The organism is Phaeobacter sp. JH20_37 (assembly GCF_048056015.1).
GTDB classification, from domain to species: Bacteria; Pseudomonadota; Alphaproteobacteria; order Rhodobacterales; family Rhodobacteraceae; genus Phaeobacter; species Phaeobacter bryozoorum.
In genome coordinates this window covers 18,909-42,415 of record NZ_JAYMWW010000020.1, presented here as the reverse complement: position 1 = coordinate 42,415, position 23,507 = coordinate 18,909, and the positions used below count along the sequence as shown (strand labels likewise).

The following is a 23,507-nucleotide window of genomic DNA, read 5'->3' as shown; positions in this document are numbered from 1 at the left end:
GGTTTTGGCTGGGGTGGTAGGATTCGAACCTACGATCTTCAGTACCAAAAACTGTTGCCTTACCACTTGGCCACACCCCATCGGTGAGCGGGTGTCTAATGCCAGATTTCAGCAGGTGCAAGAGGGTTTTTGGAAAAAAATGCAGTTTTCATGCTTCCCTTTGGCTGGTCTGTTCTGACCCGGAAACACTCAGCTCTGGTGCTGGGTTTCTCAATCTCTTCCGGTCCTTACAAGGATGGAGCCGGCGCGATGCCCCCGTTCGACGGCGTGATGCGCCTTGGCGGTGTCGACCAGATCGAAAACCTCAGCGATGGGCAGATGCAACGCCCCAGCGGCTGCCGCATGTTCGATACGTTTGATCGCTGCACGACGGGCCACGGGCGGCAGCAGATAGACCAGCATCATCTCCAGCGTCACCGATTTGAACATCAACGGGTAGAACGGCAGCTGCGGTGTCATCTGCTGCGCCGACCCATAGGCCGTTATCCGACCATTTGGTGCAATGACCTCGGTGTCGACGGCACAGTTCGCACCAAACTCAACCTCGACGATATGGTCGACGGGGCGACCATCATTTGCCGCCAGGATCTGCTCTGTCAGGTCCCCGTCGGCATAGGCCAGGGTGGCGTCAGCTCCGGCCTGCCGGACCCGGTCCGCCGCGTGAGATGCGCAGGTCGCGATCACCCGCGCCCCGCCCCATCTGGCCAGCTGCACGGCCAATAGACCAACGGTGCCGGCACCGCCCTGAACGAGCACCGTTCGATCGGTGACATCCCCACCCGAGAACACCGCATGAGCAGCCGTTAGCGCCGGGATCCCCAGAGCCGCGCCCTGTTTCAGGTCAAGCCCTTCCGGTAGCGGAACAGCCTGCTCAGCCGGCAGCGTTATGGAGGTGGCGGCGGTCCCGAACGGCCGCTGCCACTGACCGTTCCAGATCCAGACGGCCTCCCCGATACGCGCCGGATCGACACCCTCGCCGACCTCCGCAATCACGCCCGACCCGTCACTATGGGGAATGATCACCGGATAGGGCAGCTCAGTCACTCCAGCGCGGGCGCCGGCCCTCGCCTTCACGTCAGAGGGGTTTACGCCGGAATAGGTCAGTTCCACACGCAGCTCACCTGGCCCCGGTGCGATATCGGGCAGGTCTTCCAGCTGCAGGACGGTTTCTGCCGCTCCAAACGCGCGATAGGTGACTGCCTTCATGATAGGGACCTCTTCGTACTGGCGAGCGCGATGCACACCCTCTGCTGCCCCCGTAGATGAGCGAAGACACGGCAGGCCTGCAAGCCCCCGCGTCTCCACCGCTCTCACCGGGTCGATGGTCCGCCCGATGGATTTTTACCGCTCAGGCAGGCACACCCGCGGACCGCAGCGCCTTGCTCCAATCCTTGCCGAAGGGGGCATTGGATGCCGCGTGATCTTTTTCGTAACGTGCAATGTTGAACCCCGGCTGCACGGTGAGCAGCGATTTCACGACATCCCGCGCCTTGTCCGATTGCCCCAATGCCTGCAGGGCGATGGCTTTGGTCCGTAACGTTGCCGGGAAGGTCGGGTTGGCCTGCAAGGACCGGTCCGCCAGGTTGACTGCACGCTCGTAATTCTGCGCGCCCAGATTGGCCGTCGCCGAATACGAATCGAAGTAATAGCGCTGCGGTCCCAGCGGAGAGAGCCGCCGTGCGGCATCCGTCAGCCTTACCGCATCCTCCGGCTGGTTCTGATAGGCAAGGGTTGTGCCCTTCAGCAACAATGCCAATGCTTCGTTCGGATTGTCCTTCAGTGCGAGGTCATAGGAATCCTGCGCCAGATCGAACCGGAACATCAGGTGGCTGGCTATCAGCCCCCGTACCGTCAGTGCCAGAGAGAACGTCGGATCCTGGGCAAGCGCCGCTGCCACCAGCTGGTTGGCGAGATGCGCGTCAAGCTGACGATCCGTGGAGAAACCTTTCTGCACGCGCATCACATGCCACATCGCCATCCACGTCAGGGCAACCGGGTGCTGCACTTCACGTTCCAGCAGGACTGCGAGGATTTCCTGCGCCTGGTTGAACTGCGGCATCTGCATGTCCTGCATCAGCGCGATCGCCGCCATCAGCAAGGTATGGCTATCGTGTTTGGACAGTGGCCTGAAGCCAACCAAACGCACCGCTTCACCGACCACGGTCCAGCCGATCTGCGCGGTAACCTCTCGCAAGGCCATGCTGCACCCATTGGTCAGCATCGCGAGGGTTTCGGTGAAGTCTCGCGACCAGATGACCCGCTCCCGCTCGGCGTCATGCAGGTCAACCTGCAAACGGTAGGTCTGGCCCGTAACATTGACGGTCCCCGATACAAGATAGCTGGCACCCGCCATCGAATAGACTTCGCTAGGGCGGATCTGATGCGGATCGAACTGCCGCGACGCCAGATATGACGTGACGCAAAAGGCATGGCTGCGCGACAGGTGGCGCACCAACTCCTCCGAGAGCAATGCCCCAAGCGGAGATTTTGCATCCCCCGGCGCGCGGTGCACAAACGGCAGAACGGCGATCGGCGGCAACAGGCTGTCCAATACGGCGCGGCTGTAGTCACGCAGCATGCCCGTGGCGGCCCGATTGCGGGCATCGGCGCGCGTCAGCTCATTGCGCTGCTGTTCCAACCAGACCGCAAATGTCGTTTCATGCGGCAGCTCAAAGCCTTCCATGAAATCGCCCTTGGCAGGGTCTGCATCTACTTCGATTTTCGACAGATCCAGGACCACGCGCTCTCGATTGGCGGACAGAAAGGACGCACATTCGCTTCCAAGATGCCGACGGAGAGTCGAGAGCGCGGTGCGCAAACTGGCCTTCGCCTGCTCTGGCTGGGCCAGACTCCACAGGGTACGCTCCAAAAACGCTCGTGTTCGCACACCGCCTTCTGCAGTAGACAAAAGTGCCAACAGTGCCTGGTGCTTTGAGCCGAGGAGAAGACTGTCTCCGTCGGGCAGAAAAACTCCAAACGCGCCAAAATGGCGAATTCTAAGTTTATTTTCCATATCCCAAACCCATTACCTCTAGCAATACAACCGGAACCTATAAACCCCAACTCCGACCGAATTGATTACCCACTCATTAACCATCTCACAAGAATCAATAAAAGTCATCACAAATAATACAACCTAAAGGATTTCATCATGTTTGAATAACGCACACTTGTGGAGTATTCCCTCCAACATCCAAACCACTGATCGGCATCCAGCTATTGACCACGGCTGAATGAGACGACAGCCGCAATATATTGTCTCCTCCAGATGGAGAAACTGCACATCCGGTGTCAGGACAGCCGAGCCGCGCAGGCGGAATAGCCGTCACATCCGACGCCGTTCTCTAACAGTCATTGATCGGGAGACCGGATACGGATGCGAAATAATGCACCCTATGATTGTTTTGATTAATTTTCAGATATAAACCGATACCCGCTGCCGACAGTATCGACACGACCCACGCCACCATTCGGTAGGTGATACCCTACAACCATCAGCTGCTCAGATGACAGCCGCTGCAACAGCTTTTGCCGCACCCTGGCCGCGGCGGCCGGGAGTTGATCGGATGCGATTTCCCAGCCCGGCTCGGAGAAGCTGACATGTGCATTGGTGATTGCATCACCCAGCACCATCACGTTATCCGTCCCACCTGAAATTTCAAACGACATATGGCCGGGTGAATGGCCAAAGGTCGCGTGTGCAGCAACACCCGGCAGGATCTCGGCGCCATCATCGAACAGGGTGATACCATCGGCAAGGATCTCCAGACGTCGGCGTGCGCCAACCGCCATGGACTCACGCGCCGCGCCGATTGACCCCACGGTTGCAGTATCAAACCAGTAGTCCCATTCCTTGCGCCCCATAATATGTTGAGCGTTACTAAAGAGCGGTTCGTCAAAATCATCCAGAACGCCCCAGAGATGGTCAGGATGGCAATGCGTGAACACCACATGCGTGACATCCTCCGAGCTGATCCCCACGGCAGCTAGCGCATCGGGCAGCTGTCCAGTCCCATCCTGAAAAGCGGGCCCAGCACCGGTATCAAACAGAATGATGTGATCCTTGTCGCGCAACAGCGTGACATTCACCTCCGGTGTGAGCGGCTCATCAGGAGACATCCCATGCTCCGCAAGGACACGCGCAAGCGCAGATGGCTCCAGATCCCCATACAGAAAAGAGGGCGGCAACTGCATTCGGCCATCTGAGAGGCTGAGCAGCTCCGCTGCGCCGAGCGACACTCTGGTTTCCGCCCAAACACGCCCGAAGGGCACCAGCGCGAGCCCGGCCCCCAACCCCTGCACAAAATGCCGTCTTGTTACTGCCATGGTTCAACTCCCTCTTCCGCAAGAGTAATAATATTCAAATATGTGCATAAAATGAAGCCCAATACGCCGGATAGAGGGCCTGACCCAAGAATAGCAAAAACCGACAGATAGAAACCTGTCGGCTTTTCCTTTTTGTTTTCGAGGCGGTCGCCTATTTCCGGCTCAGCTCTTTCCAGACGCCATTCTCTACCACCGAGATGACAATGACATCGGCGCCCCTATGATCATCCGGCCCATAGGTGATCTGGGTATCGGTCAAGGCATCAAAGAAATCGAGGCTTTCCATCCCCTTGATAAAGCTTTCATGAGTCAGATCGGGGCCTGCGGCCTCCAGCGCATTCACCACGGTATTGGCTGCACTATACCCGAGCATGGCAAAGCCACCGGCGGGCTGGCCGAACTTTGCTTCGTAATCCGCCATAAACTTCGCCGGAACGTCGTCTTCAGCCCGCGCGATCAGGTCAGCCCAGCCAGCCGCAGCATAGAGACCCTCCGTTACGCCGCCGGGCACCGCCGCCACCACCTCAAGAAAACCGGCGGAGGTGTTGAGGAATTTCGCCTCAGTCCAGCCCAGCTTCTTGGCGGTGCCAACCACGGTAATCCCCTGCCGCACGCCAAGAGCCATGGTGATGATATCGCATCCTTCGGACTTCAGCTTCGTCAGCGAACCGACGAAGTCCAGCTCATCCGGCTTATGGGTCGTCTCGGCAGCGAAACTCAGCCCTAGTTCGGCAGCAACATCCTGGCTGCCCTCCTTGATCTCCTTGCCGAAATCCGACGGGATATACATCGAGCAGACTTCTTTCGCATCGAATTCTTCCGCCAGATAGGTCACACCGGCGCGGACCTGATCGTAATAGCTGGAAAACCCGATGAACTTATTGTCGATCGGCTCCTGCAACATCTGACGCGCAGCTGTCAGCGGGCTGATATTGGGAATGCCTTTCGGATCCAGCAATTTGAACCCTGCGATATTCATGGGCGTTCCCAACGACAGGAGCATTGCAAAGACCTGATCGCGATTCAGAAGCTTATTGTAGCCCTGCATGGCCCGCGGAATCTGATAGCCATTGTCTTCGACCACGAAACGAATTTGGCGGCCGTGAATGCCGCCATTGGCATTGGCCTCGTCAAACCGCAAATTGGCGCCGTTTACGGCCGGCACACCAACAGCGGCAAATATTCCACTCAGGTCATTGACCGAGCCGAGCACAATTTCACTGTCGCTCACTCCTTGGGTCTGCGCCATCGCCTGAGGCGCAAGCCCCGCCGCCAGTGCGGCCCCGATAAAGCCCGCTGTCCATCTCTTCATCTGCGCTTACTCCCTTGTGTCCCCCGGCGCGGATGCGCCTGTTTGTCAGTACATCTGGTCGATCAGGTTCTTGTGCTTTTTCTCCACCAGCCCACGTTTCAACTTCATGGTCGCGGTCAGCTCGTCATCCTCGGCCGTGAGCAGAACGTTGATCAGACGGAAATCCTTGATCTGCTCGACACGCGCGAAATCACGGTTGACCGCATCGACCTCACCCCGGATCAGATCAACCACCGGTTCCGCAGCACAGAGCGAGGCAAAATCACTAAACGGGATTTTCCGATCCTGCGCAAATTTCTCGACGTTTTCCTGATCAATCATGATCAGGCAGGTCAGGAATTTGCGCCGGTCACCGATCACCACTGCGTCGGAAATATAGTGGCTGAACTTTAACCGGCTTTCGATTTCAGCCGGTGTGATATTCTTGCCGCCAGCGGTGATAATGATGTCCTTGATCCGCCCGGTGATGGTCAGGAACCCATCTTCGTCCAGCCGCCCGACATCGCCAGTGCGCAGCCAGCCGTCCTCGGTATAGGTCTCAGCCGTTTTTTCAGGCTTGCGCCAATATCCCTGGAAATTGTTGAGCCCCCAGAGCTGAATTTCCCCATCCGCCGCGATACGAATATCAACGCCCGGCACGGCCTGGCCAACAGTGCCCGGCCGATGCGACAACACCCGGTTTGCCGCCGTAAGTCCTGCGTTTTCGGTCATCCCGTAGCCCTCGATCAGCGGCACGCCAATCGACCAATACCAACGCAGCAGTTCAGGCGAAATCGGTGCCGCCCCGGTGCCGCCCCGGCGCAGCCGGTCCAGCCCGAGCATTCGGCGCAGATTACGCAGAACCAGCATATCCCAGATCCGATAGCGCAGGGCGATACCCGCAGGGACGGGTTTTGCGGCCAGCACATACTCGGCCCGCGCAGCCCCCGCAGCGACCGCCCGACCAAAGGCCCAGCGCCCCAGCCAGGTCGCCTCCTGCGCCAGGACCAGAACGCGGGAATAGACTTTTTCCCAGACACGCGGCACCGCAAAGAAGGTGGCCGGCGACACTTCCTGCATATTGTCGAAAACGGTTTCCGGGCTTTCGGCGAAATTCACCGTACTGCCGGCCGCCATTGGCAGGTAGACGGAGACGTTGCGCTCAAGGATATGGCAGAGCGGCAGGAAACAGAGCTGCTCATCCGTGGCGTAGCATTCCAGTGCACGCGCGCCTGACTCCATCGTCGCGAGGATGTTCTCGTGACTCAACATGGCGCCCTTGGGCAGGCCAGTGGTACCCGACGTATAGATGAGCAGCGCGGTTTCATCTGGCCGCGACCGGGCCACCGCGTCCTCGAAAGCGGTTGGATTTGCCATCTTGAAGGCCGCGCCCTGATCATAAAGCTGATCGAGAAACAGGCATCTGTCATGCTCCAGATCATGCAGCCCGTCGCGCTCCAGAATGATAACCCAGCGCAGATGCGGGACCTCGGCTTCGATCTCTAGGAACTTGTCCAGCTGCTCGTCGTTTTCCACCACCAGAAACCGGCTGCCGCTGTCATTGATCAAATAGGCCAGCTGCTGGGCGGAATCTGTCGTATAGACGCCAGACGCAATGGCCCCGGCGCCCTGGATGCCCATATCGAGATAGAGCCATTCCTTGCGGTCTTCGCTCAGGATCGAAACAACTTCACCTCGCTCAAGCCCCAGCGCCATCAGGCCCAGGCCGATCTTTTCCGCATGGTCCCAGTAGTCCTGCCAGGAATAGGCCTTCCAGATGCCCATATCCTTTTCGCGATGAGCCGTCCGTTTGCCCAGTTGATGACAGCGCAGCGAAAACAATTTTGCCACGGTATCGCAGCCATCGACCATGACGGGCCGCTGCCCCGGCGTGGCATTGTAGCTGGCGCCGTTCAGTTCAACCTGAGGAAGCGGGGCCGCATCGCCGCCCGCCTGTGCTGTTATGTCTGCCGCCGACGCTGTCTGTGTCACCGCTGTCCTCGCATCCATTCAGGTCCCTAGTTGATCTCAGTCGCGCCGATCAGCGCCATGTCTTCTTGCGCTTCCAGCGTTTCTCGCTGCGCTGCCCGGCCTCCTGATGGCCGAGGTAAAACGCTTTGATATCCTCGCTGTCCATCAGCCGGTCGGCGCTGCCATCCATGACGATACGCCCGATTTCCATGACATAGCCGACATGCGCCAACTCCAGCGCGATCCGCGCGTTCTGTTCCACCAGCATCATGGTCACCCCCTCATCGCGGTTCAGCCGCTTCAGGATGCCAAAGATTTCCTGTACCAGCAGTGGCGACAGGCCAAGGCTTGGTTCATCCAGAAGCATGATGCGCGGACGGAGCATCAACCCACGCCCGATCGCCAGCATCTGCTGCTGACCGCCTGACAGTGTGCCAGCCTCCTGATGGCGCCGCTCGGCCAGGATGGGGAAATAGTCAAACACCATCTGGCGGTCGCGCTCGATCTCGGCCTGATCACGGCGGGTATAGGCCCCGAGGGTCAGGTTTTCGTCAACGCTGAGCAACGGAAAGACCTCGCGCCCCTCGGGCACATGTACGATGCCCCGGCGGACGATCCGATGCGGTTCCTCACCTTGGATTTCTTCGCCGTCGAAGCTGACCGTGCCCTTCTCAGGATCCATGATACCCGAAATCGTCTTCAGCAGGGTAGATTTTCCAGCGCCATTGGCGCCCAGAACCGTGACGATCTGCCCGGCCTGAACCGATAGCGAAACACCGCGAATGGCCATGATCGGCCCGTAGAAACTCTCAAGATTGCGAATGTCCAGCAAGGCCGCGCCCATCACACCGCCCCCGCGCCCAGATAGGCTTCGATAACAGCCGGGTCGGCCTGCACTTCAGCCGGGGTGCCTTCAGCCAGTTTCGCGCCATCGGCGAGGGCCAGAACCCGGTCCGACACGCTGGACACCAGACCCATGTCGTGTTCCACCATCAGGACAGTGATCCCCATCTGTTTGCGGATATCGTCGATCCACCAGCGCATATCCTGGGTTTCCTCCACCGACAGGCCGGAGGCGGGTTCATCCAACAACAAAAGCCGCGGCCCCGAGGCCAATGCACGGCCAAGCTCGACAACCTTGCGGATGCCATAGGGCAACCCGGCAATCATCTTGTTGCGGTAGGCTTGCAGATCCAGGAAATCGATGACCTCCTCAACAGCAGCCCGGTGCAACCGTTCCTCGCGCCGGACACGTGGCGCAAAAAACAGCTCTTCGATCAGGGTAGTGCGCCGATGACGATGCCGACCGACCAGCAGGTTCTGCAGCACCGTCGCATGATCGAACAACTCGATATTCTGAAACGTCCGCGCAATGCCCAGATCCGCCACCGCATCCGCGTTGCACTGCAACAGGTCACGCCCATCAAAGCGGAACTGGCCGGAATGTGGTTGGTAGAACCTGGAAATCAGGTTGAATACGGTGGACTTCCCCGCCCCATTTGGCCCGACGATGGCATAGACCTCACCTTCCTCAACCGAGAAGCTGAGATCATTCACCGCCACAACGCCACCGAATTTCAACGTGGCATGTTCAATCTCCAACAGGCTCATCTGAGGCGCTCCGTCTTGAGATAGGATTTCTGACGCCGGAACATGTCCTTGCGTGCGAAGGGGAACAGCTCGAACCAGATGCGAATCTTCAGCCAGCGTCCATAGAGGCCCATCGGCTCAAACAGAATGAACAGGATCAGGATCATGCCAAAGACGCCGGTTTCCAGACCCGGAATGGCAACCCCGCTGCCGAGCACGCTGTCTTTCAGGATCGACAGCCCCTGCGGCAGAAAGGCGACCACCACCGCGCCAAAAAACGCGCCATGTATTGATCCCAGCCCGCCAATCACGATCATCATCAGCAGCGTAATCGAGATCACCAGAGAGAAGGTCTCATTGTTAAAGGCACCGGCGTAATAGCCCATCAGCGCCCCGGCCCAACCGGTGATCATGCAGCTTAACCCAAAGGCGGTTGCCTTGGTCCGGGCGATATGTACGCCCATCGCGGTGGCGCTGACTTCACTGTCGCGCACCGCTGCAAAGGCCCGGCCAAGCGGTGACCGTAATAGATTGCGGTAAAACAGCGTTGAAATCACCGTGACACCAAGAACCAGATAGTAAAAGCGCACCGGCATGGTCCAGCGTTCAATCTCGATCCCAAAGAGACGGATCACGTCAGGAAATTTGCCCGACACACCACCGGTCCAGGGTTCAAGCAGAACGATGATGTCATCGGCCAGGATCGACAGGGCAATGGTAGCAATCGCCAGATAGATCCCGTGCAATCGCAGGGCCGGAATGGCGATGATGGCCCCAACAACCCCGGTCAGTACCCCTGCCAGCGGGAACGCCAGAACAAAGGGCACACCCTGTTCAATCAGGATGGTATTGGCATAGCAGCCAATCGCCAGAAACGCAGCATGGCCAAGGCTGGCCTGTCCCGTCTGGCCGGTCAGCAGCATCAGCCCCAGCCCGGCAATCGCCCAGATCAGAACATTGGTGACCTCGCCGATGTAGAATTCGTTGATCAGCAGTGGCAAAGCCAGCGCCAGCACAATCAACGCACCATAAACCAGCAGGCTATGACGGTCAGGAAACAGGCGGATGTCGTGGTCGTAGCTGGTTTTGAACTGAATCCGCATCGCCTTATACCTTCTTTGTGCGCACTTGGCTGAACAGACCATGCGGACGGAAGACCAGCACCGCAAGCAACAGCACATAAGGAGCAATCTGCGAATAGCCAGCCGCCAGGTAACGCGCGGCAAAAGGTTCGATCACGCCGACGATCAACCCGCCCGCCAACGCACCCGGAAGCGAGCCGAAGCCACCGATCACCGCCGCAGCAAAGGCCTTGATGCCCAGCAGCCCGGCATTTGGATCAATCGCGCCCTTCGACGCAAAGAGGATTCCCGCAACAGCCGCCGTCGCTCCCGAGAGCCCCCAGATGAGCCCCTGCACCCGCCTGACCGGAATGCCCATAAAATAGGCCGCCATCTGGTTTTGGCTGGCCGCCTGCATGGCCAGACCTAGCTTGGTGCGCTGAAAAAACTGGTAGAGCGACCAGGTCAACAGCACCGTGACAACAATCACCGCTATATCGGCCAGCCCCAGAACGACGCCGGCAAGCTGTACATCTCCCAGCGCCAGCGGGCTCTCAAGCGTCTGTGGCTCATGGCCCCAGATCGCACCGGCAAAGAAGCGAATGACAAAGCCCAGCGCGATCGTCAGGATGACAACCGCCGTCTGGTTCTGCCCAAAGAGATGACGTAGGATCAGCAGGTCAAGCAGATACCCAAGCCCGGCCATGATTGCGATCGACAGCGGTGCCGCGACCCAGAAGGGTAAGTCCAGATATTCAGCATTGGTCAGTCCCAGCGTAACGAAGGCGCCAAGCATCATGAAATCGCCCTGAGCGAAATTGACCGCCTCGGTCGCCTTGTAGATCAACACGAAGCCAAGCGCGATCAGACCGTAAACACAGCCGTTCGCGAGCCCGCTGACCAGCAGCTGCACTCCGTCCAAATCGTCCTCCCCCACCCGTTCAAGGCGGCTTTTCTTTTTGCGCAGGTCCTATGCGTTTCAGACCTCCTCAAGCCAAAACGCCGCTGCGATTAAACCCAGAGTAGAGAGGTTGAAATTCACCTGTCAATCCGCGCGACACTGCGTCAGCGCCAGAAAAACAGGCTACCGCATTCGAAAAATGCCTCTACCATTCGCGGCGCAATCTTGGGCCTGAACGGTGCGCGAGGTGACCAGTCAGCCGCAGACGCTCTTTAGCGCAGCGCAGAATCTCGCGGCCGCTGCCGACAAGCGGTGCTCACTCCGCAGGCAGAGCCCGACCGGCCCAAGAGTGCTGTCAGTGTCCAGCGGCAGCTCTACCAGGGCGCCGCTGGCGAGGTCAGATTTCACCACTCCATGGCTGATGATCCAGACCGCCTGATGTGCCAACGTGAACTGGCGCCCAAACGTCGACGAGACTGTTTCAATGGCGGCTTCAGGCATCGAAATGCCCTGTTCCAAGAACATGCGTTCAACCGAAGGGCGAATAATTGACTTCGGCGGCGGCATCAAAACCGGAAACGCGCCGAACAGCGCATAGGGGAGATCCTGCGGTGCCAGCTCCGTCAGCGGATGGCCCGGTGCGACGACCACGGTTACCCGCTCACGGAACAGCGGATCGAAATCCAGGCCCACCATATTTTCGGGTGCCGGTAGTCGCCCTACGACCACATCCAGCTCTCCGCGCCGCAACAGATCCAGAAGATGCTGATTGTCTCCCGACATGACGGAAAACCGGTTGCGCGCGCCCTGCGTCCAGATATTGGCCAGTGCCTCCGGGACAACGGTTGCCGAGACCGTCGGCAAAGCCCCAATCGCGACCTTGGATCCTGCGGCCTCGTCCATCCCACGTAGCAATTCGACACCGTCGCGTGTCAGGGCCAGACTGCGCCCCGCATAGTCCCTGAACATCTCACCATAGCTGGAGAGTCGAATGCCGCGACCGTGTTTCTCGACCAGAGGTTTATCGCAGACGGCTTCCAATTCGCGCAGCGCCCGCGTCACTGCCGGCTGGGTCATGCCCAGGCGCTCCGCCGCTTGGGTCACGCTCATCTTTCTGGCAACCTCGACAAAGACCTCCAGATGGCGGAGCTTCAGCTGAGATGAAAGGCGCATATCATTTTCGACATAAAAATATCCACACAAGGGGATTATACAGATCAATTACGATATGAGATAAGGGATAATCCATGGAGGTGCATATGCACAAGCCGCAGTATGACGCAGGGATGAAGGTTCGTCGCGAGGTATTGGGCGAAGCCCATGTGGCCCGCGCAGATGCTGCGACAACAGCGCTGGATGCGCCTTTCCAATCCCTGATTACCGAAGCAGCCTGGGGGACAGTCTGGGCCTCTGAGCAGATCAGCCGACGCGAACGCTCGATGCTGACGCTGGCCCTTCTTGCGGCGCTCGGCAATTTCGATGAGATCCCGATGCACATCCGCGCAACCGCAAATACCGGCGCAACACCCGAAGATATTGCTGAAGTTTTCCAACATGTTGCCATCTACGCGGGGGTGCCGCGCGCCAATCATGCGCTGAAGCTCGCCAAGAGGACCTATGCCGAAATGGCCGCCGAAGAACGAGGCGACGCCACCCCCGCAGGAGACAGCTGTGACGCCCCCTGATTATTTTACCCGCGACCGCCGCTGGCACCCTCCTGCCTTCACGCCGGACTACAAAACCTCGGTCAGCCGATCCCCCCGATTGCCGCTGCTCAGCCTCGAAAACACTGCCAGCGAAATCACCGGCCCGACGTTTGCGCCCAGCGATATCGCGCCCGGAGACAATGACCTTCTGACCAATTTCGCCCACGATGGCGGCAGTCCGATCGGCGAGCGCATATTGCTGCATGGGCGTGTTCTGGACGAAAACGCACGTCCCGTTCCCAATACACTGGTCGAGATCTGGCAAGCCAATGCCTCGGGCCGCTACCGCCATAAAAAGGACGGCTATCTGGGTGCATTGGACCCCAATTTTGGCGGCTGCGGTCGTGTTCTGACCGATGATCAGGGCGCCTATGCCTTTCGCACAGTGAAACCGGGGGCCTACCCCTGGCGCAATGGCATAAACGACTGGCGGCCTGCACATATACACGTTTCGGTGTTTGGCCGCGCCTTTGCGCAGCGGCTGATCACCCAGCTCTACTTCGAGGGCGATCCGCTGATTGCCCGCTGCCCTATCGTTAGCACCATCCCCGATCCCGCCGCCGTTCAGCAACTGATTGCGCGGCTCGACATGAACGAGACGCTGCCGTTCGACATGATTGCCTACCGCTTTGATATCGTGCTGCGCGGGCGTCGCTCTACCCTGTTTGAAAACCGGCCGGAGGGGAACTGATGGTGCCGCCACTGAAGGAAACCCCGTCTCAGACCGCAGGCCCCTATGTGCATATCGGCCTAGCGCCCGGTGCCGCCGGGTTTGAAATCTATGCGGCCGAGCTGGGTCAGGATATCGCCGGGCCAAATGCCAGGGGCCAGCGCATTCGGGTTCAAGGCCGGGTCTTCGATGGCATCGGCGCAGCTCTGAAGGACGTTTTAATCGAGGTCTGGCAGGCCAATGCCGACGGGCGCTATCCGCATCCGGAGACTCCAACATACGATGATGCGCGCGCACAGGTCGAACCCGGTTTTCGTGGCTGGGGCCGCGCGATTTCTGATTTCGACACCGGGGACTGGCAGTTCGAGACCGTGAAACCGGGAGGTGTCTGCGGGCGTGACGGGAAGACCATGGCACCACATATCAACCTCTGGATCGTGGCGCGTGGCATCAACATCGGGCTGAATACCCGGCTCTACTTCGACGATGAGCCGGAGGCCAACGCCAGCGATCCCATCATGGCGCTGATCGAGCAGACCGAGCGGCAAAAAACCCTGATCGCCCGCCGCCAGGATCACGGCAGGGCGGACGATGCGCAGGCACCCGTGACCTATCGCTTTGACATTCACCTGCAAGGGCCGGACGAAACCGTGTTCTTCGATATCTGAGGGCTGATCATGACCAATCCCTGTATCATCTGCGTCGCGATAACCGGCTCTGTGCCTCGCAAGGCCCATAACCCGGCCGTGCCGATCACTGTTTCCGAACAGGTAGAGAGCACACAGGAAGCCTATGAAGCCGGTGCCAGCATCGCCCATTGCCACGTCCGCCAGGACGACGAAACACCAACCTCCGATCCCGACAGGTTTGCTGAACTGATGGATGGGATCCGGCGGCACTGTCCCGACATGATTATCCAACTCTCTACCGGCGGCCGCTCCGGCGCTGGTCGCGAACGCGGCGGAATGCTGTCTCTACGGCCTGATATGGCTTCGCTCTCGGTGGGCTCCAATAATTTTCCAACCCGCGTCTACGAGAACCCGCCGGATCTGGTCGATTGGCTGGCTGCGCAGATGCAGGCCTACGACGTGAAACCAGAAATTGAGGCCTTTGACCTTTCCCATATTCATCAGGCGGTGGCGATGTCGCGTGACGGCCGGTTGAAGGCCCCACTCTACGTCCAGTTTGTACTGGGCGTGAAGAATGCAATGCCGGTGGATCGTGATGTGTTTGACTACTACGTCAAGACCATGCAGCGCCTTGCCCCAGATGCGCAGTGGTGCGCGGCCGGGATCGGAGCCGGACAGATCGAGGTCAACGAATGGGCCATCGCGGCAGGCGGGCACACCCGTACCGGGCTGGAGGATAATCTGCGACTGGACCGGCATACGCTTGCCCCCTCCAATGCCGCACTGGTGCGCCGGACGGCGGATCTGTGCGAACGCTACGGGCGACCCGTTGCTACCGCTCATGAGGCCCGCAGCATTCTGGGCCTGCGCGCAGCCAACGGCTGAAACGGGGCGACCGGCTATCACCTGTCAGCGCAGCAATAGGCCGACCCAAGACACCTCTTTCGGCTGTTTCATGCCCAACCCAACGGACGCGGCGTCAGCCGGCCTGACCCCCTTGTCTGCGCGCATATCGCACCCTATTTCGAGGATGCGCGCGACGCATTCGCAGCAAGAGCCGCTCCTCCCTCGGCTGCTGTAGCCTGATTGCCTAACCCTCCCGAGTTGCACAGGGCTTGGAATGCGCCGCGCGTTACCATCCCTCGCATCCCATTGGCCATGAGATATAGCGCCAAGCCTCCTCAATCCGCGACGTCTTGCTGCTCCGGGATCTGCGACAGATCACGCAATATCGGGCAGTCCGGGCGATTATCGCCGGAACAGCAGGTGACCAGTTCCGACAATGTGTCCCGCATCGCTTCCAGATCCGCGATCTTGAGGTTGATCTTGTCCAGATGTTCTTGCGCCAGTTGTTTGACATCTGCGCTGGCACGGCTCTCATCCTCGTAAAGCGCAAGAAGCGTGCGGCAGTCCTCGATCGTAAACCCAAGCGCGCGGGCACGACCCAGAAACGCCAGCTTGTGAAGGTCGGTCTCCGCAAAACAGCGATACCCGTTTTCGCTGCGCCGCGGTTTGATCAGCCCAATGTCCTCATAGTATCGAATGGTCTTGGCCGGTAGGCCGGAGCGGTTCGCCACATCGCCTATATTCATGGTCGCACCTCTGCCAATTGCTGCGCGCCTCGCGCGTTTGGGAACTTTCCTAAGGGATCTATTTCGGAACTCATTCGACGCAAGCCCAGGCTGTTGCCGAGGCCGGTCACCTTAACGTTCAGTTTTCTGACACGCGCCTGTTCCATGGCTCACCCCTTTCGACATCTGATCATCCCCTTTTGCGGCAGATATGAGGCTTCCAGTCAGGGGAAGGTCAAGGGCAGATAGCGTAGGTTTCTCGAACAGATGACGTGGCCATACTTACGCCCACCGGATCGGCAGGTGACGGGAACGAAGAGGCCCTCGTCGTATTCTTCTGAGGCGCAGCCAGCCGAAGCCGCTAGTGTGGTAGCGCAAGAAATACACATCCCGCGACGGCCGATGGTTTACGCCCCCCCAATGGGTCTGCCAATATGCCGCTCAGCGCAATTGGCGCCTGCCGTCACTGACAGAACAAAGGAATTTCGCAATGATACGCACTCGCGCCGCTGTGGCCGTTGCCCCGGGCAAACCGCTTGAGATCATGGAAGTGAACCTCGAAGGTCCGAAAAAGGGCGAGGTGCTGGTCGAAATCAAGGCAACAGGCCTCTGCCACACGGATGAATTCACCCGCTCCGGGGATGACCCGGAAGGGATCTTCCCGGCCATCCTGGGCCACGAGGGCGCAGGCGTCGTGATCGAAGTTGGCGAAGGCGTCACCAGCCTTGAAGTGGGCGATCACGTCATTCCGCTTTACACCCCCGAGTGCCGCGAATGCGAGTATTGCCTCAACCCAAAGACAAATCTGTGTCAGGCGATCCGCTCTACCCAAGGTCAGGGCCTGCTGCCGGACGGATCCACCCGTTTCTCGATGCTGGATGGGACACCGATCCACCATTACATGGGCTGCTCGACCTTTGCCAATCACACAGTGGTGCCTGAGATCGCCCTGGCCAAGATCCGCAAGGACGCCCCCTTTGACAAGGTCTGCTACATCGGATGCGGCGTCACCACCGGCATCGGCGCGGTGATCAACACCGCCAAGGTCGAGATCGGGTCGCGCGCGATTGTCTTCGGCCTTGGCGGCATTGGACTCAACGTGATCCAGGGTCTGCGACTGGCAGGTGCGGATCAGATCGTCGGCGTCGACCTCAACCCCGGCAAGGTTGAGATGGCCAAGAAATTCGGCATGACCGACTTCGTAAACCCCTCAGAGGTGGAGGGCGATCTGGTGGCGCATCTGGTTGAGCTGACCAAGGGTGGCGCCGATTACACATTCGACGCGACGGGCAATGTGCAGGTCATGCGGACCGCGCTTGAAGCGGCGCATAAAGGCTGGGGTGAGAGCATCATCATCGGCGTGGCTCCGGCAGGCGCCGAGATTTCGACCCGCCCGTTCCAGCTGGTCACAGGCCGCAGCTGGCGTGGCACCGCCTTTGGCGGCGCCGCCGGGCGTACCGACGTGCCCAAGATCGTGGACTGGTATATGGACGGCAAGATCGAGATCGACCCGATGATCACACACAAACTGTCGCTGGACGAGATCAACCATGGATTCGAACTGATGCACGAAGGAAAGTCGATCCGCGCCGTGGTCGAATTCTGATCCACCCGCATACCCGAGATCATGACGCAGGCCGCAGGGCCTGCGTTTTTTTTTCACTTCATCTGCCTGCATTCGGGGAACGTCCTGCCAGCAAGGGGTGGCGAGCCGCGTCAACCAAAGGCATAATTGCCCGGCACCTGCCCCGCTTTGGTTGAGGACCTTGCTTGAAACTACAAGCCGTTGACATCTCCCGGACCGAATCCGCCGCGACGATCATCTTTCGCACCCTGCGCAAGGCGATCATCACCGGTGAGCTGTCGGATGGAACCCCCCTGCGGCAGGATGAAATCGCCAAGGCCTTTCACACCTCGCGCTTTCCCGTCCGCGAGGCGAATGCCCGCTTGGAACAGCAGGGGCTGGTCACCTCCCAGCGCTACAAGGGTGCCGTGGTCGCAACCCTGTCGATGCAGGACGCCTCAGAAATCTTTGAGCTGCGCGCCAAGCTTGAAGCGGATATCATCCGCGCCGCCGTCCCGAATATGACCATGGACATCCTCGCACAGGCGCGCGCGCATCTGGATGCCTTTGCCGCCTGCGATGCGCCAATGCAATGGGGGCCGCTGAACCGAAAATTTCACGGCACGCTCTATAGTGTCAGCGGCTTGCCCTATCACGTCGAGATCGTCGAAACCTCGATGGACCGGATTGATCGCTACCTTCGCGCGCAGCTTGTCATGAGCGACGGCATGGCCCGCAGCAGCAGGGAGCATCGCGCGATACTGGCGGCTTGCGAAACAGGTGATGCCGATCTCGCGGCCCAACTGACAGCAGAGCATATTCTGGCTGCCAAAACCTCGCTTGAGGATCAGCTACGCGCGCAGATCCCCTAACGCCGCACTGCCGCCCTACCGCACCTCTAGGATCCGGCGTCCACCGCCTCAAGGCTGACATCGTAGCCCCACAAGCGGCGCAGATGCTTCAATACCTCGTCGCGGTCATCCTCCGACAGGTGAATGCCGTCGCGCACCGTATGGGTCAGCTTCAGCTCGCGGTCGCCTTTCAGATCGGCATCGGTGACCTGAATATCAGGCTCTAAATAGGCCAGATCGTAGGAATGCGCGAGATCGCGCCGCACCGAGCGATAGCCACTGCGATTGTGGATCTGGCTCACCACCAGATGTGACTGCTCGGCGTCATCAGCGAGGGTGAACAGTTTGAACTTGCGGATGAGATGCGGCGACAGGAACTGCTGGATGAAACTTTCATCGCGGTAATTGGCCCAGGCATCCCGCATCACCCGGCGCCAGTCGGGATCACCCGCGAAATCCGGAAACCATTCGCGATCTTCATCGGTCGGGTTCTCGCAGATGCGGCGAATGTCCTGCATCATCGCAAAGCCCAGCGCATAGGGATTGATGCCAGAATACCGCGGGTCGTCATATTCCGGCTGGAGCACCACATTGGTATGGCTGTGCATCATCTCCATATAGGCGCCTTCGGTCAGGCGGCCCTGCTCGAACAGCTTGTTGATAATGTAATAATGCACAAAGGTCGCGCAGCCCTCATTCATAACCTTGGTCTGTTTCTGGGGGTAAAGATACTGCGCCAGCATCCGCACGATGCGCAGGATTTCAGATTGCCAGGGATCAAGAACCGGGCTGTGTTTCTCCAGAAAATACAGCAAGTTTTCCTGCGGCAGATTCATCAGCTTGCGACGGGCACTATAGGGCTCGTCCCTGATCTGCTCCAGCTTGTCGCCACCCATGGTCGCATCGGTCCAGATATCCAGAACGCTCTGACCGCTTTCATAACCTTCACGCACCTTCTGCATCGCTGCCAGTTCTTTGGTGGTGGGTTTGGGCGGACGCCCATAGCGAAAGACCCCCTGCGATTGCAGCGCATGGGCCGCGTCCAGGATCTCCTCTACTGCGCTGAGCCCGTAGCGCTCCTCGCAGGCGGCGATGTAGTTCTTGGCAAAGGCCAGATAGTCGTGAATGCCGGCCGCATCAGTCCATTGCTGAAACAGGTAGTTGTTCTTGAAAAAATGATTATGCCCAAAGGCCGCATGGGCCATGACCAGCGTCTGCATGGCCATGGTATTTTCTTCCATATTGTAGCTGATACAGGGGTTTGAGTTGATGACGATCTCATAGGCCAGCCCCTGCCGCCCGGTCCGATACAGCGCCTCGTCGCGGGCGAAATGCTTGCCGAATGACCAGTGCTGATACATCAGCGGCAGACCGACGCAGGAATAGGCATCCAGCATCTGCTCGGCCGAGATGATCTCGATCTGGTTCGGATATACATCAAGCCCCAGATCATTCAGCGCAATATCCTCAATCGCGTCCCGCGCAACTTCCAGAAGTTCAAAGGTCCATTCCGGCCCCGTAAACAGTGGCTTCGCGATAGTATCACCCGCCTGCATTCTGCGCCCCTTTTGCCTTGGGGAGGAAGAACTCCCTGAAAATCGGATAGATATGGGAGGGTTGCGACACACGCTGCATCTCAAAATGCGGGACCTGAGCCTTGACCTGCCGGTAGTTCTGCCAGAGATCCTCACCCGCCTCGGGATTGCTCAACAGCATCTCGGCGTTCTCATCGACGATTTCGACATAGGCGTAGTACTGGCAGACCGGCAGCAGCTCTTCCAGAAGCAGCGCCTTGCAACGCGCCGAGTCATTGCCGAAATTCTCCCCATCAGAGGCCTGCGCCCCGTAGATGTTCCACTCATCCGGCGGGTAGCGTTCGGCAACGATCTCCTTCATCTTCTCCAGCGCGGTCGACACGATGGTGCCGCCTGTCTCGCGGGCATAGAAGAAGGTTTCTTCATCAACCTCCTGCGCGTGATGGGTGTGACGCACAAAGACCAGTTCGGTATGCTCATAGCTGCGCGCCAGGAACAGATGCAGCAGCAAGAAGAACCGTTTCGCCAGATCCTTCTCCCGCTCCTGCATGGAGCCAGAGACGTCCATAAGGCAGAACACGACCGCACGGGAGTTGCGGATCTTCTCCGGCACGTGGGTGTCATATCGCAGATCCAGCGGGTCAATATACCCCACCACGCGACGTTTGCGCTCCAGGGCCTCCAACCGGAGCATCAGCTCTTCAAGATAGGCTTCCTGTTCGGTGCTGCGTTCCGCCAGCGCCTGAAGCTCCTCGATCTGTTTTTGCAGCTCGGCTATGGATTTGGCAGTCGGGCGTTGCAGTGCGATCCGACGTCCCAGCGAATTGCGCATCGTCCGCACAAGGTTGAGGTTGTTCGGCGTGCCCGCAGTGGTCAGCCCGGCACGGCGTGTCCCGATGGTTTCAGTCTCTACAGAGGCTTTTTTGACCAGATCTGGAAGCTCAAGGCCATCAAACAGGATCTCAAGGTATTCGTCGCGCGTCAGGGTAAAGGAAAATTCATCCGCGCCATCGCCATCCTCGGACGCCTGTTTGCCCCCCTCTCCGGCGCCCCCCTGCGGTCGCTTGAGCGTGTCGCCGACAACAAAATCCTTGTTGCCGGGCAGCACGTGACGGCGGCGGCCCCCCTTGGCGGAATGGTGAAACCGGGGTTCTTTCAAACCCCGTGAGGGAATAGTGACCTTCTCACCTTCGGCAGGAATACCACCACCATCCTTGATCGATTTGTCGCGGACCGATCTGTCCACGCGCTCCTTGATGCTTTCGCGGGCGCGTTCGAGGAACCGTTGCCGGTTCCCCAAACTCTTGCCCTTGGGATTGGCGCGCCTGTCGATAAAGTGATGCATCTGCCACCCACCCTTTGCTGTTAGCCCGCCTTATTTACGCGCATGTACCATTCCACCAACCTGCGAACCTGCCGGTCGGTATAGCCGTGGCTGCGCATCCGTTCGACGAACTCCTGATGTTTGCCTTCGGTCTTGCTGTCCTTCTTCGATCCGAAGGAGATAACCGGAAGCAGTTCCTCGACCTGGCTGAACATGTGTTTCTCGATCACATCCCGCAGCTTCTCGTAGGAGTTCCATGCCGGGTTCGAGCCGGTATTGGCGCGATGACGCAGGGCGAATTTGACCACCTCATTGCGGAAGTCCTTGGGGTTGGCGATGCCTACCGGTTTTTCGATCTTGCTCAGCTCGGCGTCCAGAACCTCGCGGTCATAGAGCTGGCCGGTGTCCGGGTCCTTGTAATCCTGCTCCTCGATCCAGGCATCGGCATAAGAGATATAGCGATCGAACACGTTCTGCCCGTATTCGGTATAGCTCTCCAGATAGGCTTTCTGGATTTCATTGCCGATGAATTCCTCATAGCGCGGGGCCAGTTCCGTTTTGATGAAGGCAAGGTATTTCGCCTCTGTCTCCGCCGGGAATTGTTCGCGTTTGATCATCTGCTCCAGCACATACATCAGGTGCACCGGATCCGCCGCCACCTCATCGGTGTCAAAGTTGAACGTAGTCGACAGCACCTTGAAGGCAAAACGGGTCGAAATCCCGTTCATCCCCTCGTCGACACCGGCGCGATCCTGATACTCCTGCACGGTCTTGGCCTTCGGGTCGGTGTCCTTCAGGCTTTCGCCATCGTAGACGCGCAGCTTGGAATAGAGATTTGAGTTTTCATGCGGTTTCAGCCTGGTCAGCACCGAAAACCGGCTGAGGATCTTCAGCGTTTCAGGCGCGCATGGGGCCGCAGCCAACTCGCTGTGTTCGATCAGCTTGTCGTAGATCTTAGCCTCTTCGGAAACCCGCAGGCAGTAAGGCACCTTCACGATCGACACACGGTCGATGAAGGCCTCGTTGTTCTTGTTGTTCTTGAACTGCTGCCATTCACTCTCGTTGGAATGTGCAAGGATCAGCCCGGTGAAGGGGATCGCGCCGAAGCTCTCGGTCCCCATGTAATTGCCTTCCTGCGTCGCCGTCAGCAACGGATGCAGCATCTTGATCGGCGCCTTGAACATCTCGACGAACTCAAGAACGCCCTGGGTCGCACGATTCAGGCCACCTGAGAAACTATAGGCGTCGGGATTGTCCTGGCTGTAATGTTCCAGCTGGCGAATATCGACCTTCCCGACCAGCGTGGAGATGTCCTGATTGTTCTCATCGCCCGGCTCAACCTTCGCAACGCAGATCCGGCGCAGCCGCGACGGATAGAGCCGCACCACCGAGAATTTGTTGATATCGCCGCCGAACTCATCCAGCCGCTGGACCGCCCAGGGCGACATCAGCCCCGGCAGCCGGTGTTGGGCGATGCCATATTCATCGCTCAGCAATTTGCCCATCCGCACCGGATCGAAAAGGCCAAGCGGGCTCTCGAAGATCGGCGACAGCTGATCGCCAGCCTTCAGCACGTAGATCGGCTGCTCCTCTACCAGACGTTTCAGACGTTCCGCGAGCGAGGATTTACCACCGCCGACCGGACCCAGCAGGTACAGGATCTGCTTGCGCTCCTCCAGCCCCTGCGCGGCGTGGCGGAAATAACCCACGATCCGCTCGATCGTGTCCTCCATGCCGTAGAAATCTTTGAAGGCAGCGTATCGCTTGATGGTGCGGTTCTGAAAGATCGGACCCAGTCGCGCATCTTTTGACGTATCAACCAGCTCCTCTTCGCCAATCGCCTTGAGCATACGTTCGGCGACATTGGCATACATGCTGGGATCATCGCGACAAGCATTCAGATAGTCCTGTAACGACATCTCCTGCTCGCGCGTTTCGCCGTATTGTTCGGCAAAAATTTCGGCAATGTCTTTCATCTGGCTCTAGCCTCCTAGTTACTGCGCGCCGGTCCTCCTGGGGTCCAAGATCGCACACGGACAGAGGGCGCCCAGCGCGAGGGCCAAGTAATGTCCGCGTGAAAATATTCGTCTGAATTCTGCTCGGCGCCGGATCCGGCGATACAAGACCAGCGGGTCACTCTGAGCGGTGACATTCCAGCTGTGGCCTGGGTTTCGGCGTCGTGTACTTAGGATCAACTCTACACCAATTATGTCCTTCAGCCTATCTGAAACTGGTGTCTTTTTGGTTAATTGCCAGTGCGTTTTAATAGAACGCTTGTTCACACATTGGCGATATAGACGTGACCCGAACAGCCGAAACCGGCCCCCTTTCTGACGGCTCTTCAGCCTGCGGACACATGGAACCACCATAAACAGAAGGCAAATAAACGCAGCGCCCATCGCAAATGCACCGCAAACCCACCGCAGCCACCTCCCTAACGTCAACCAGAGGGGATCATTAACAAAAACCGACGGATAAACTTCGATGCAAATTGAATACAAATTAGCCACACCCTGA

At 58.8% G+C, this 23,507-nt stretch carries 20 protein-coding genes and 1 tRNA gene; 6 read left to right on the top strand and 15 right to left on the bottom strand.

Going from position 1 to position 23,507, the window contains the following annotated elements:
• Positions 1–5: 5 nt before the first annotated feature.
• The 11 genes from VWZ87_RS16845 to pcaQ form a co-directional block, all read right to left on the bottom strand.
• A tRNA-Gln gene (locus VWZ87_RS16845) sits at positions 6–80 on the bottom strand.
• 130 nt (positions 81–210) lie between these two features.
• Complete coding sequence (locus VWZ87_RS16840) at positions 211–1,206, bottom strand: NADPH:quinone reductase (protein ID WP_416536377.1); 996 nt, start codon at positions 1,204–1,206, stop codon at positions 211–213.
• A 142-nt stretch (positions 1,207–1,348) separates the two neighbouring features.
• Entirely contained in the window at positions 1,349–3,013 is a 1,665-nt protein-coding gene (locus tag VWZ87_RS16835; protein ID WP_416536376.1) for a tetratricopeptide repeat protein, read from the bottom strand.
• 395 nt (positions 3,014–3,408) lie between these two features.
• The gene (locus tag VWZ87_RS16830; protein ID WP_416536375.1) at positions 3,409–4,326 is read right to left on the bottom strand and encodes an MBL fold metallo-hydrolase; all 918 of its coding nucleotides are present in this window, start codon (positions 4,324–4,326) and stop codon (positions 3,409–3,411) included.
• 151 nt (positions 4,327–4,477) lie between these two features.
• Complete coding sequence (locus VWZ87_RS16825) at positions 4,478–5,638, bottom strand: ABC transporter substrate-binding protein (protein ID WP_416536374.1); 1,161 nt, start codon at positions 5,636–5,638, stop codon at positions 4,478–4,480.
• Positions 5,639–5,683: 45 nt separating this feature from the next.
• Positions 5,684–7,627 (bottom strand): AMP-dependent synthetase/ligase, encoded by a 1,944-nt coding sequence (locus tag VWZ87_RS16820; protein ID WP_416536373.1) that lies wholly within the window; start codon positions 7,625–7,627, stop codon positions 5,684–5,686.
• A gap of 31 nt (positions 7,628–7,658) precedes the next feature.
• On the bottom strand, positions 7,659–8,432 hold the full coding sequence (locus tag VWZ87_RS16815) for an ABC transporter ATP-binding protein (RefSeq protein WP_340544168.1): 774 nt from the start codon (positions 8,430–8,432) through the stop codon (positions 7,659–7,661).
• Positions 8,432–9,199 carry an ABC transporter ATP-binding protein gene (locus VWZ87_RS16810; protein WP_340544166.1) on the bottom strand — a complete coding sequence of 256 codons (768 nt, stop codon included), beginning with the start codon at positions 9,197–9,199 and terminating at the stop codon, positions 8,432–8,434. Before VWZ87_RS16810 ends, VWZ87_RS16815 begins: the two co-directional genes overlap by 1 nt.
• Complete coding sequence (locus VWZ87_RS16805; RefSeq protein ID WP_260082436.1) at positions 9,196–10,281, bottom strand: branched-chain amino acid ABC transporter permease; 1,086 nt, start codon at positions 10,279–10,281, stop codon at positions 9,196–9,198. Before VWZ87_RS16805 ends, VWZ87_RS16810 begins: the two co-directional genes overlap by 4 nt.
• Positions 10,282–10,285: 4 nt before the next feature.
• Complete coding sequence (locus VWZ87_RS16800) at positions 10,286–11,161, bottom strand: branched-chain amino acid ABC transporter permease (RefSeq protein WP_340544161.1); 876 nt, start codon at positions 11,159–11,161, stop codon at positions 10,286–10,288.
• A 234-nt stretch (positions 11,162–11,395) separates the two neighbouring features.
• Positions 11,396–12,313 carry a pca operon transcription factor PcaQ gene (gene pcaQ / locus VWZ87_RS16795; RefSeq protein WP_416536372.1) on the bottom strand — a complete coding sequence of 306 codons (918 nt, stop codon included), beginning with the start codon at positions 12,311–12,313 and terminating at the stop codon, positions 11,396–11,398.
• 86 nt (positions 12,314–12,399) lie between these two features.
• Here pcaQ and pcaC point away from each other — a divergent pair, with 86 nt between their 5' ends.
• Genes pcaC through VWZ87_RS16775 form a run of 4 tightly spaced genes read left to right on the top strand, consistent with a single transcriptional unit; the run spans position 12,400 to position 15,030 of the window.
• The gene (gene pcaC / locus VWZ87_RS16790; protein WP_416536371.1) at positions 12,400–12,825 is read left to right on the top strand and encodes a 4-carboxymuconolactone decarboxylase; all 426 of its coding nucleotides are present in this window, start codon (positions 12,400–12,402) and stop codon (positions 12,823–12,825) included.
• Positions 12,812–13,537, top strand: a complete 726-nt coding sequence (gene pcaH, locus VWZ87_RS16785) for a protocatechuate 3,4-dioxygenase subunit beta (RefSeq protein ID WP_340544157.1) — start codon at positions 12,812–12,814, stop codon at positions 13,535–13,537. Before pcaC ends, pcaH begins: the two co-directional genes overlap by 14 nt.
• Positions 13,537–14,184, top strand: a complete 648-nt coding sequence (gene pcaG, locus VWZ87_RS16780; protein ID WP_416536370.1) for a protocatechuate 3,4-dioxygenase subunit alpha — start codon at positions 13,537–13,539, stop codon at positions 14,182–14,184. Before pcaH ends, pcaG begins: the two co-directional genes overlap by 1 nt.
• Positions 14,185–14,193: 9 nt before the next feature.
• On the top strand, positions 14,194–15,030 hold the full coding sequence (locus VWZ87_RS16775; protein WP_416536369.1) for a 3-keto-5-aminohexanoate cleavage protein: 837 nt from the start codon (positions 14,194–14,196) through the stop codon (positions 15,028–15,030).
• A 296-nt stretch (positions 15,031–15,326) separates the two neighbouring features.
• Here VWZ87_RS16775 and cueR read toward each other — a convergent pair whose 3' ends face one another.
• Complete coding sequence (gene cueR / locus VWZ87_RS16770) at positions 15,327–15,737, bottom strand: Cu(I)-responsive transcriptional regulator (protein WP_340544153.1); 411 nt, start codon at positions 15,735–15,737, stop codon at positions 15,327–15,329.
• Between the two features lie 469 nt (positions 15,738–16,206).
• On the opposite strand from cueR, the gene VWZ87_RS16765 reads away from it, so the two are divergent.
• Both VWZ87_RS16765 and VWZ87_RS16760 read left to right on the top strand, forming a co-directional pair.
• A complete protein-coding gene (locus VWZ87_RS16765) occupies positions 16,207–17,322 on the top strand; it encodes an S-(hydroxymethyl)glutathione dehydrogenase/class III alcohol dehydrogenase (protein WP_340544152.1) in 1,116 nt (371 codons plus the stop codon).
• Positions 17,323–17,486: 164 nt separating this feature from the next.
• A complete protein-coding gene (locus tag VWZ87_RS16760; protein ID WP_416601202.1) occupies positions 17,487–18,152 on the top strand; it encodes a GntR family transcriptional regulator in 666 nt (221 codons plus the stop codon).
• A gap of 26 nt (positions 18,153–18,178) precedes the next feature.
• On the opposite strand, the gene VWZ87_RS16755 is transcribed toward VWZ87_RS16760, so the two are convergent.
• Genes VWZ87_RS16755 through VWZ87_RS16745 form a run of 3 tightly spaced genes read right to left on the bottom strand, consistent with a single transcriptional unit; the run spans position 18,179 to position 22,966 of the window.
• Positions 18,179–19,687, bottom strand: a complete 1,509-nt coding sequence (locus VWZ87_RS16755) for a SpoVR family protein (protein ID WP_416536367.1) — start codon at positions 19,685–19,687, stop codon at positions 18,179–18,181.
• Positions 19,674–21,011 (bottom strand): YeaH/YhbH family protein, encoded by a 1,338-nt coding sequence (locus VWZ87_RS16750; protein ID WP_416536366.1) that lies wholly within the window; start codon positions 21,009–21,011, stop codon positions 19,674–19,676. Before VWZ87_RS16750 ends, VWZ87_RS16755 begins: the two co-directional genes overlap by 14 nt.
• 20 nt (positions 21,012–21,031) lie before the next feature.
• On the bottom strand, positions 21,032–22,966 hold the full coding sequence (locus tag VWZ87_RS16745) for a PrkA family serine protein kinase (protein ID WP_340544146.1): 1,935 nt from the start codon (positions 22,964–22,966) through the stop codon (positions 21,032–21,034).
• Positions 22,967–23,507 lie beyond the last annotated feature (541 nt).

Excerpts from the sequence above, each read along its gene's own strand:
- pcaG (WP_416536370.1), top strand. The coding sequence starts at position 13,537 with ATGGTGCCGCCACTGAAGGAAACCCCGTCTCAGACCGCAGGCCCCTAT.
- pcaQ (WP_416536372.1), bottom strand. The coding sequence starts at position 12,313 with ATGCGCCTTTCATCTCAGCTGAAGCTCCGCCATCTGGAGGTCTTTGTC.
- VWZ87_RS16755 (WP_416536367.1), bottom strand. The coding sequence starts at position 19,687 with ATGCAGGCGGGTGATACTATCGCGAAGCCACTGTTTACGGGGCCGGAA.
- cueR (WP_340544153.1), bottom strand. The coding sequence starts at position 15,737 with ATGAATATAGGCGATGTGGCGAACCGCTCCGGCCTACCGGCCAAGACC.
- VWZ87_RS16830 (WP_416536375.1), bottom strand. The coding sequence starts at position 4,326 with ATGGCAGTAACAAGACGGCATTTTGTGCAGGGGTTGGGGGCCGGGCTC.
- VWZ87_RS16820 (WP_416536373.1), bottom strand. The coding sequence starts at position 7,627 with ATGGATGCGAGGACAGCGGTGACACAGACAGCGTCGGCGGCAGACATA.
- VWZ87_RS16750 (WP_416536366.1), bottom strand. The coding sequence starts at position 21,011 with ATGCATCACTTTATCGACAGGCGCGCCAATCCCAAGGGCAAGAGTTTG.
- VWZ87_RS16810 (WP_340544166.1), bottom strand. The coding sequence starts at position 9,199 with ATGAGCCTGTTGGAGATTGAACATGCCACGTTGAAATTCGGTGGCGTT.
- VWZ87_RS16835 (WP_416536376.1), bottom strand. The coding sequence starts at position 3,013 with ATGGAAAATAAACTTAGAATTCGCCATTTTGGCGCGTTTGGAGTTTTT.
- VWZ87_RS16805 (WP_260082436.1), bottom strand. The coding sequence starts at position 10,281 with ATGCGGATTCAGTTCAAAACCAGCTACGACCACGACATCCGCCTGTTT.
- VWZ87_RS16745 (WP_340544146.1), bottom strand. The coding sequence starts at position 22,966 with ATGAAAGACATTGCCGAAATTTTTGCCGAACAATACGGCGAAACGCGC.
- pcaC (WP_416536371.1), top strand. The coding sequence starts at position 12,400 with ATGCACAAGCCGCAGTATGACGCAGGGATGAAGGTTCGTCGCGAGGTA.
- VWZ87_RS16825 (WP_416536374.1), bottom strand. The coding sequence starts at position 5,638 with ATGAAGAGATGGACAGCGGGCTTTATCGGGGCCGCACTGGCGGCGGGG.
- VWZ87_RS16815 (WP_340544168.1), bottom strand. The coding sequence starts at position 8,432 with ATGGGCGCGGCCTTGCTGGACATTCGCAATCTTGAGAGTTTCTACGGG.
- VWZ87_RS16765 (WP_340544152.1), top strand. The coding sequence starts at position 16,207 with ATGATACGCACTCGCGCCGCTGTGGCCGTTGCCCCGGGCAAACCGCTT.
- VWZ87_RS16840 (WP_416536377.1), bottom strand. The coding sequence starts at position 1,206 with ATGAAGGCAGTCACCTATCGCGCGTTTGGAGCGGCAGAAACCGTCCTG.
- VWZ87_RS16775 (WP_416536369.1), top strand. The coding sequence starts at position 14,194 with ATGACCAATCCCTGTATCATCTGCGTCGCGATAACCGGCTCTGTGCCT.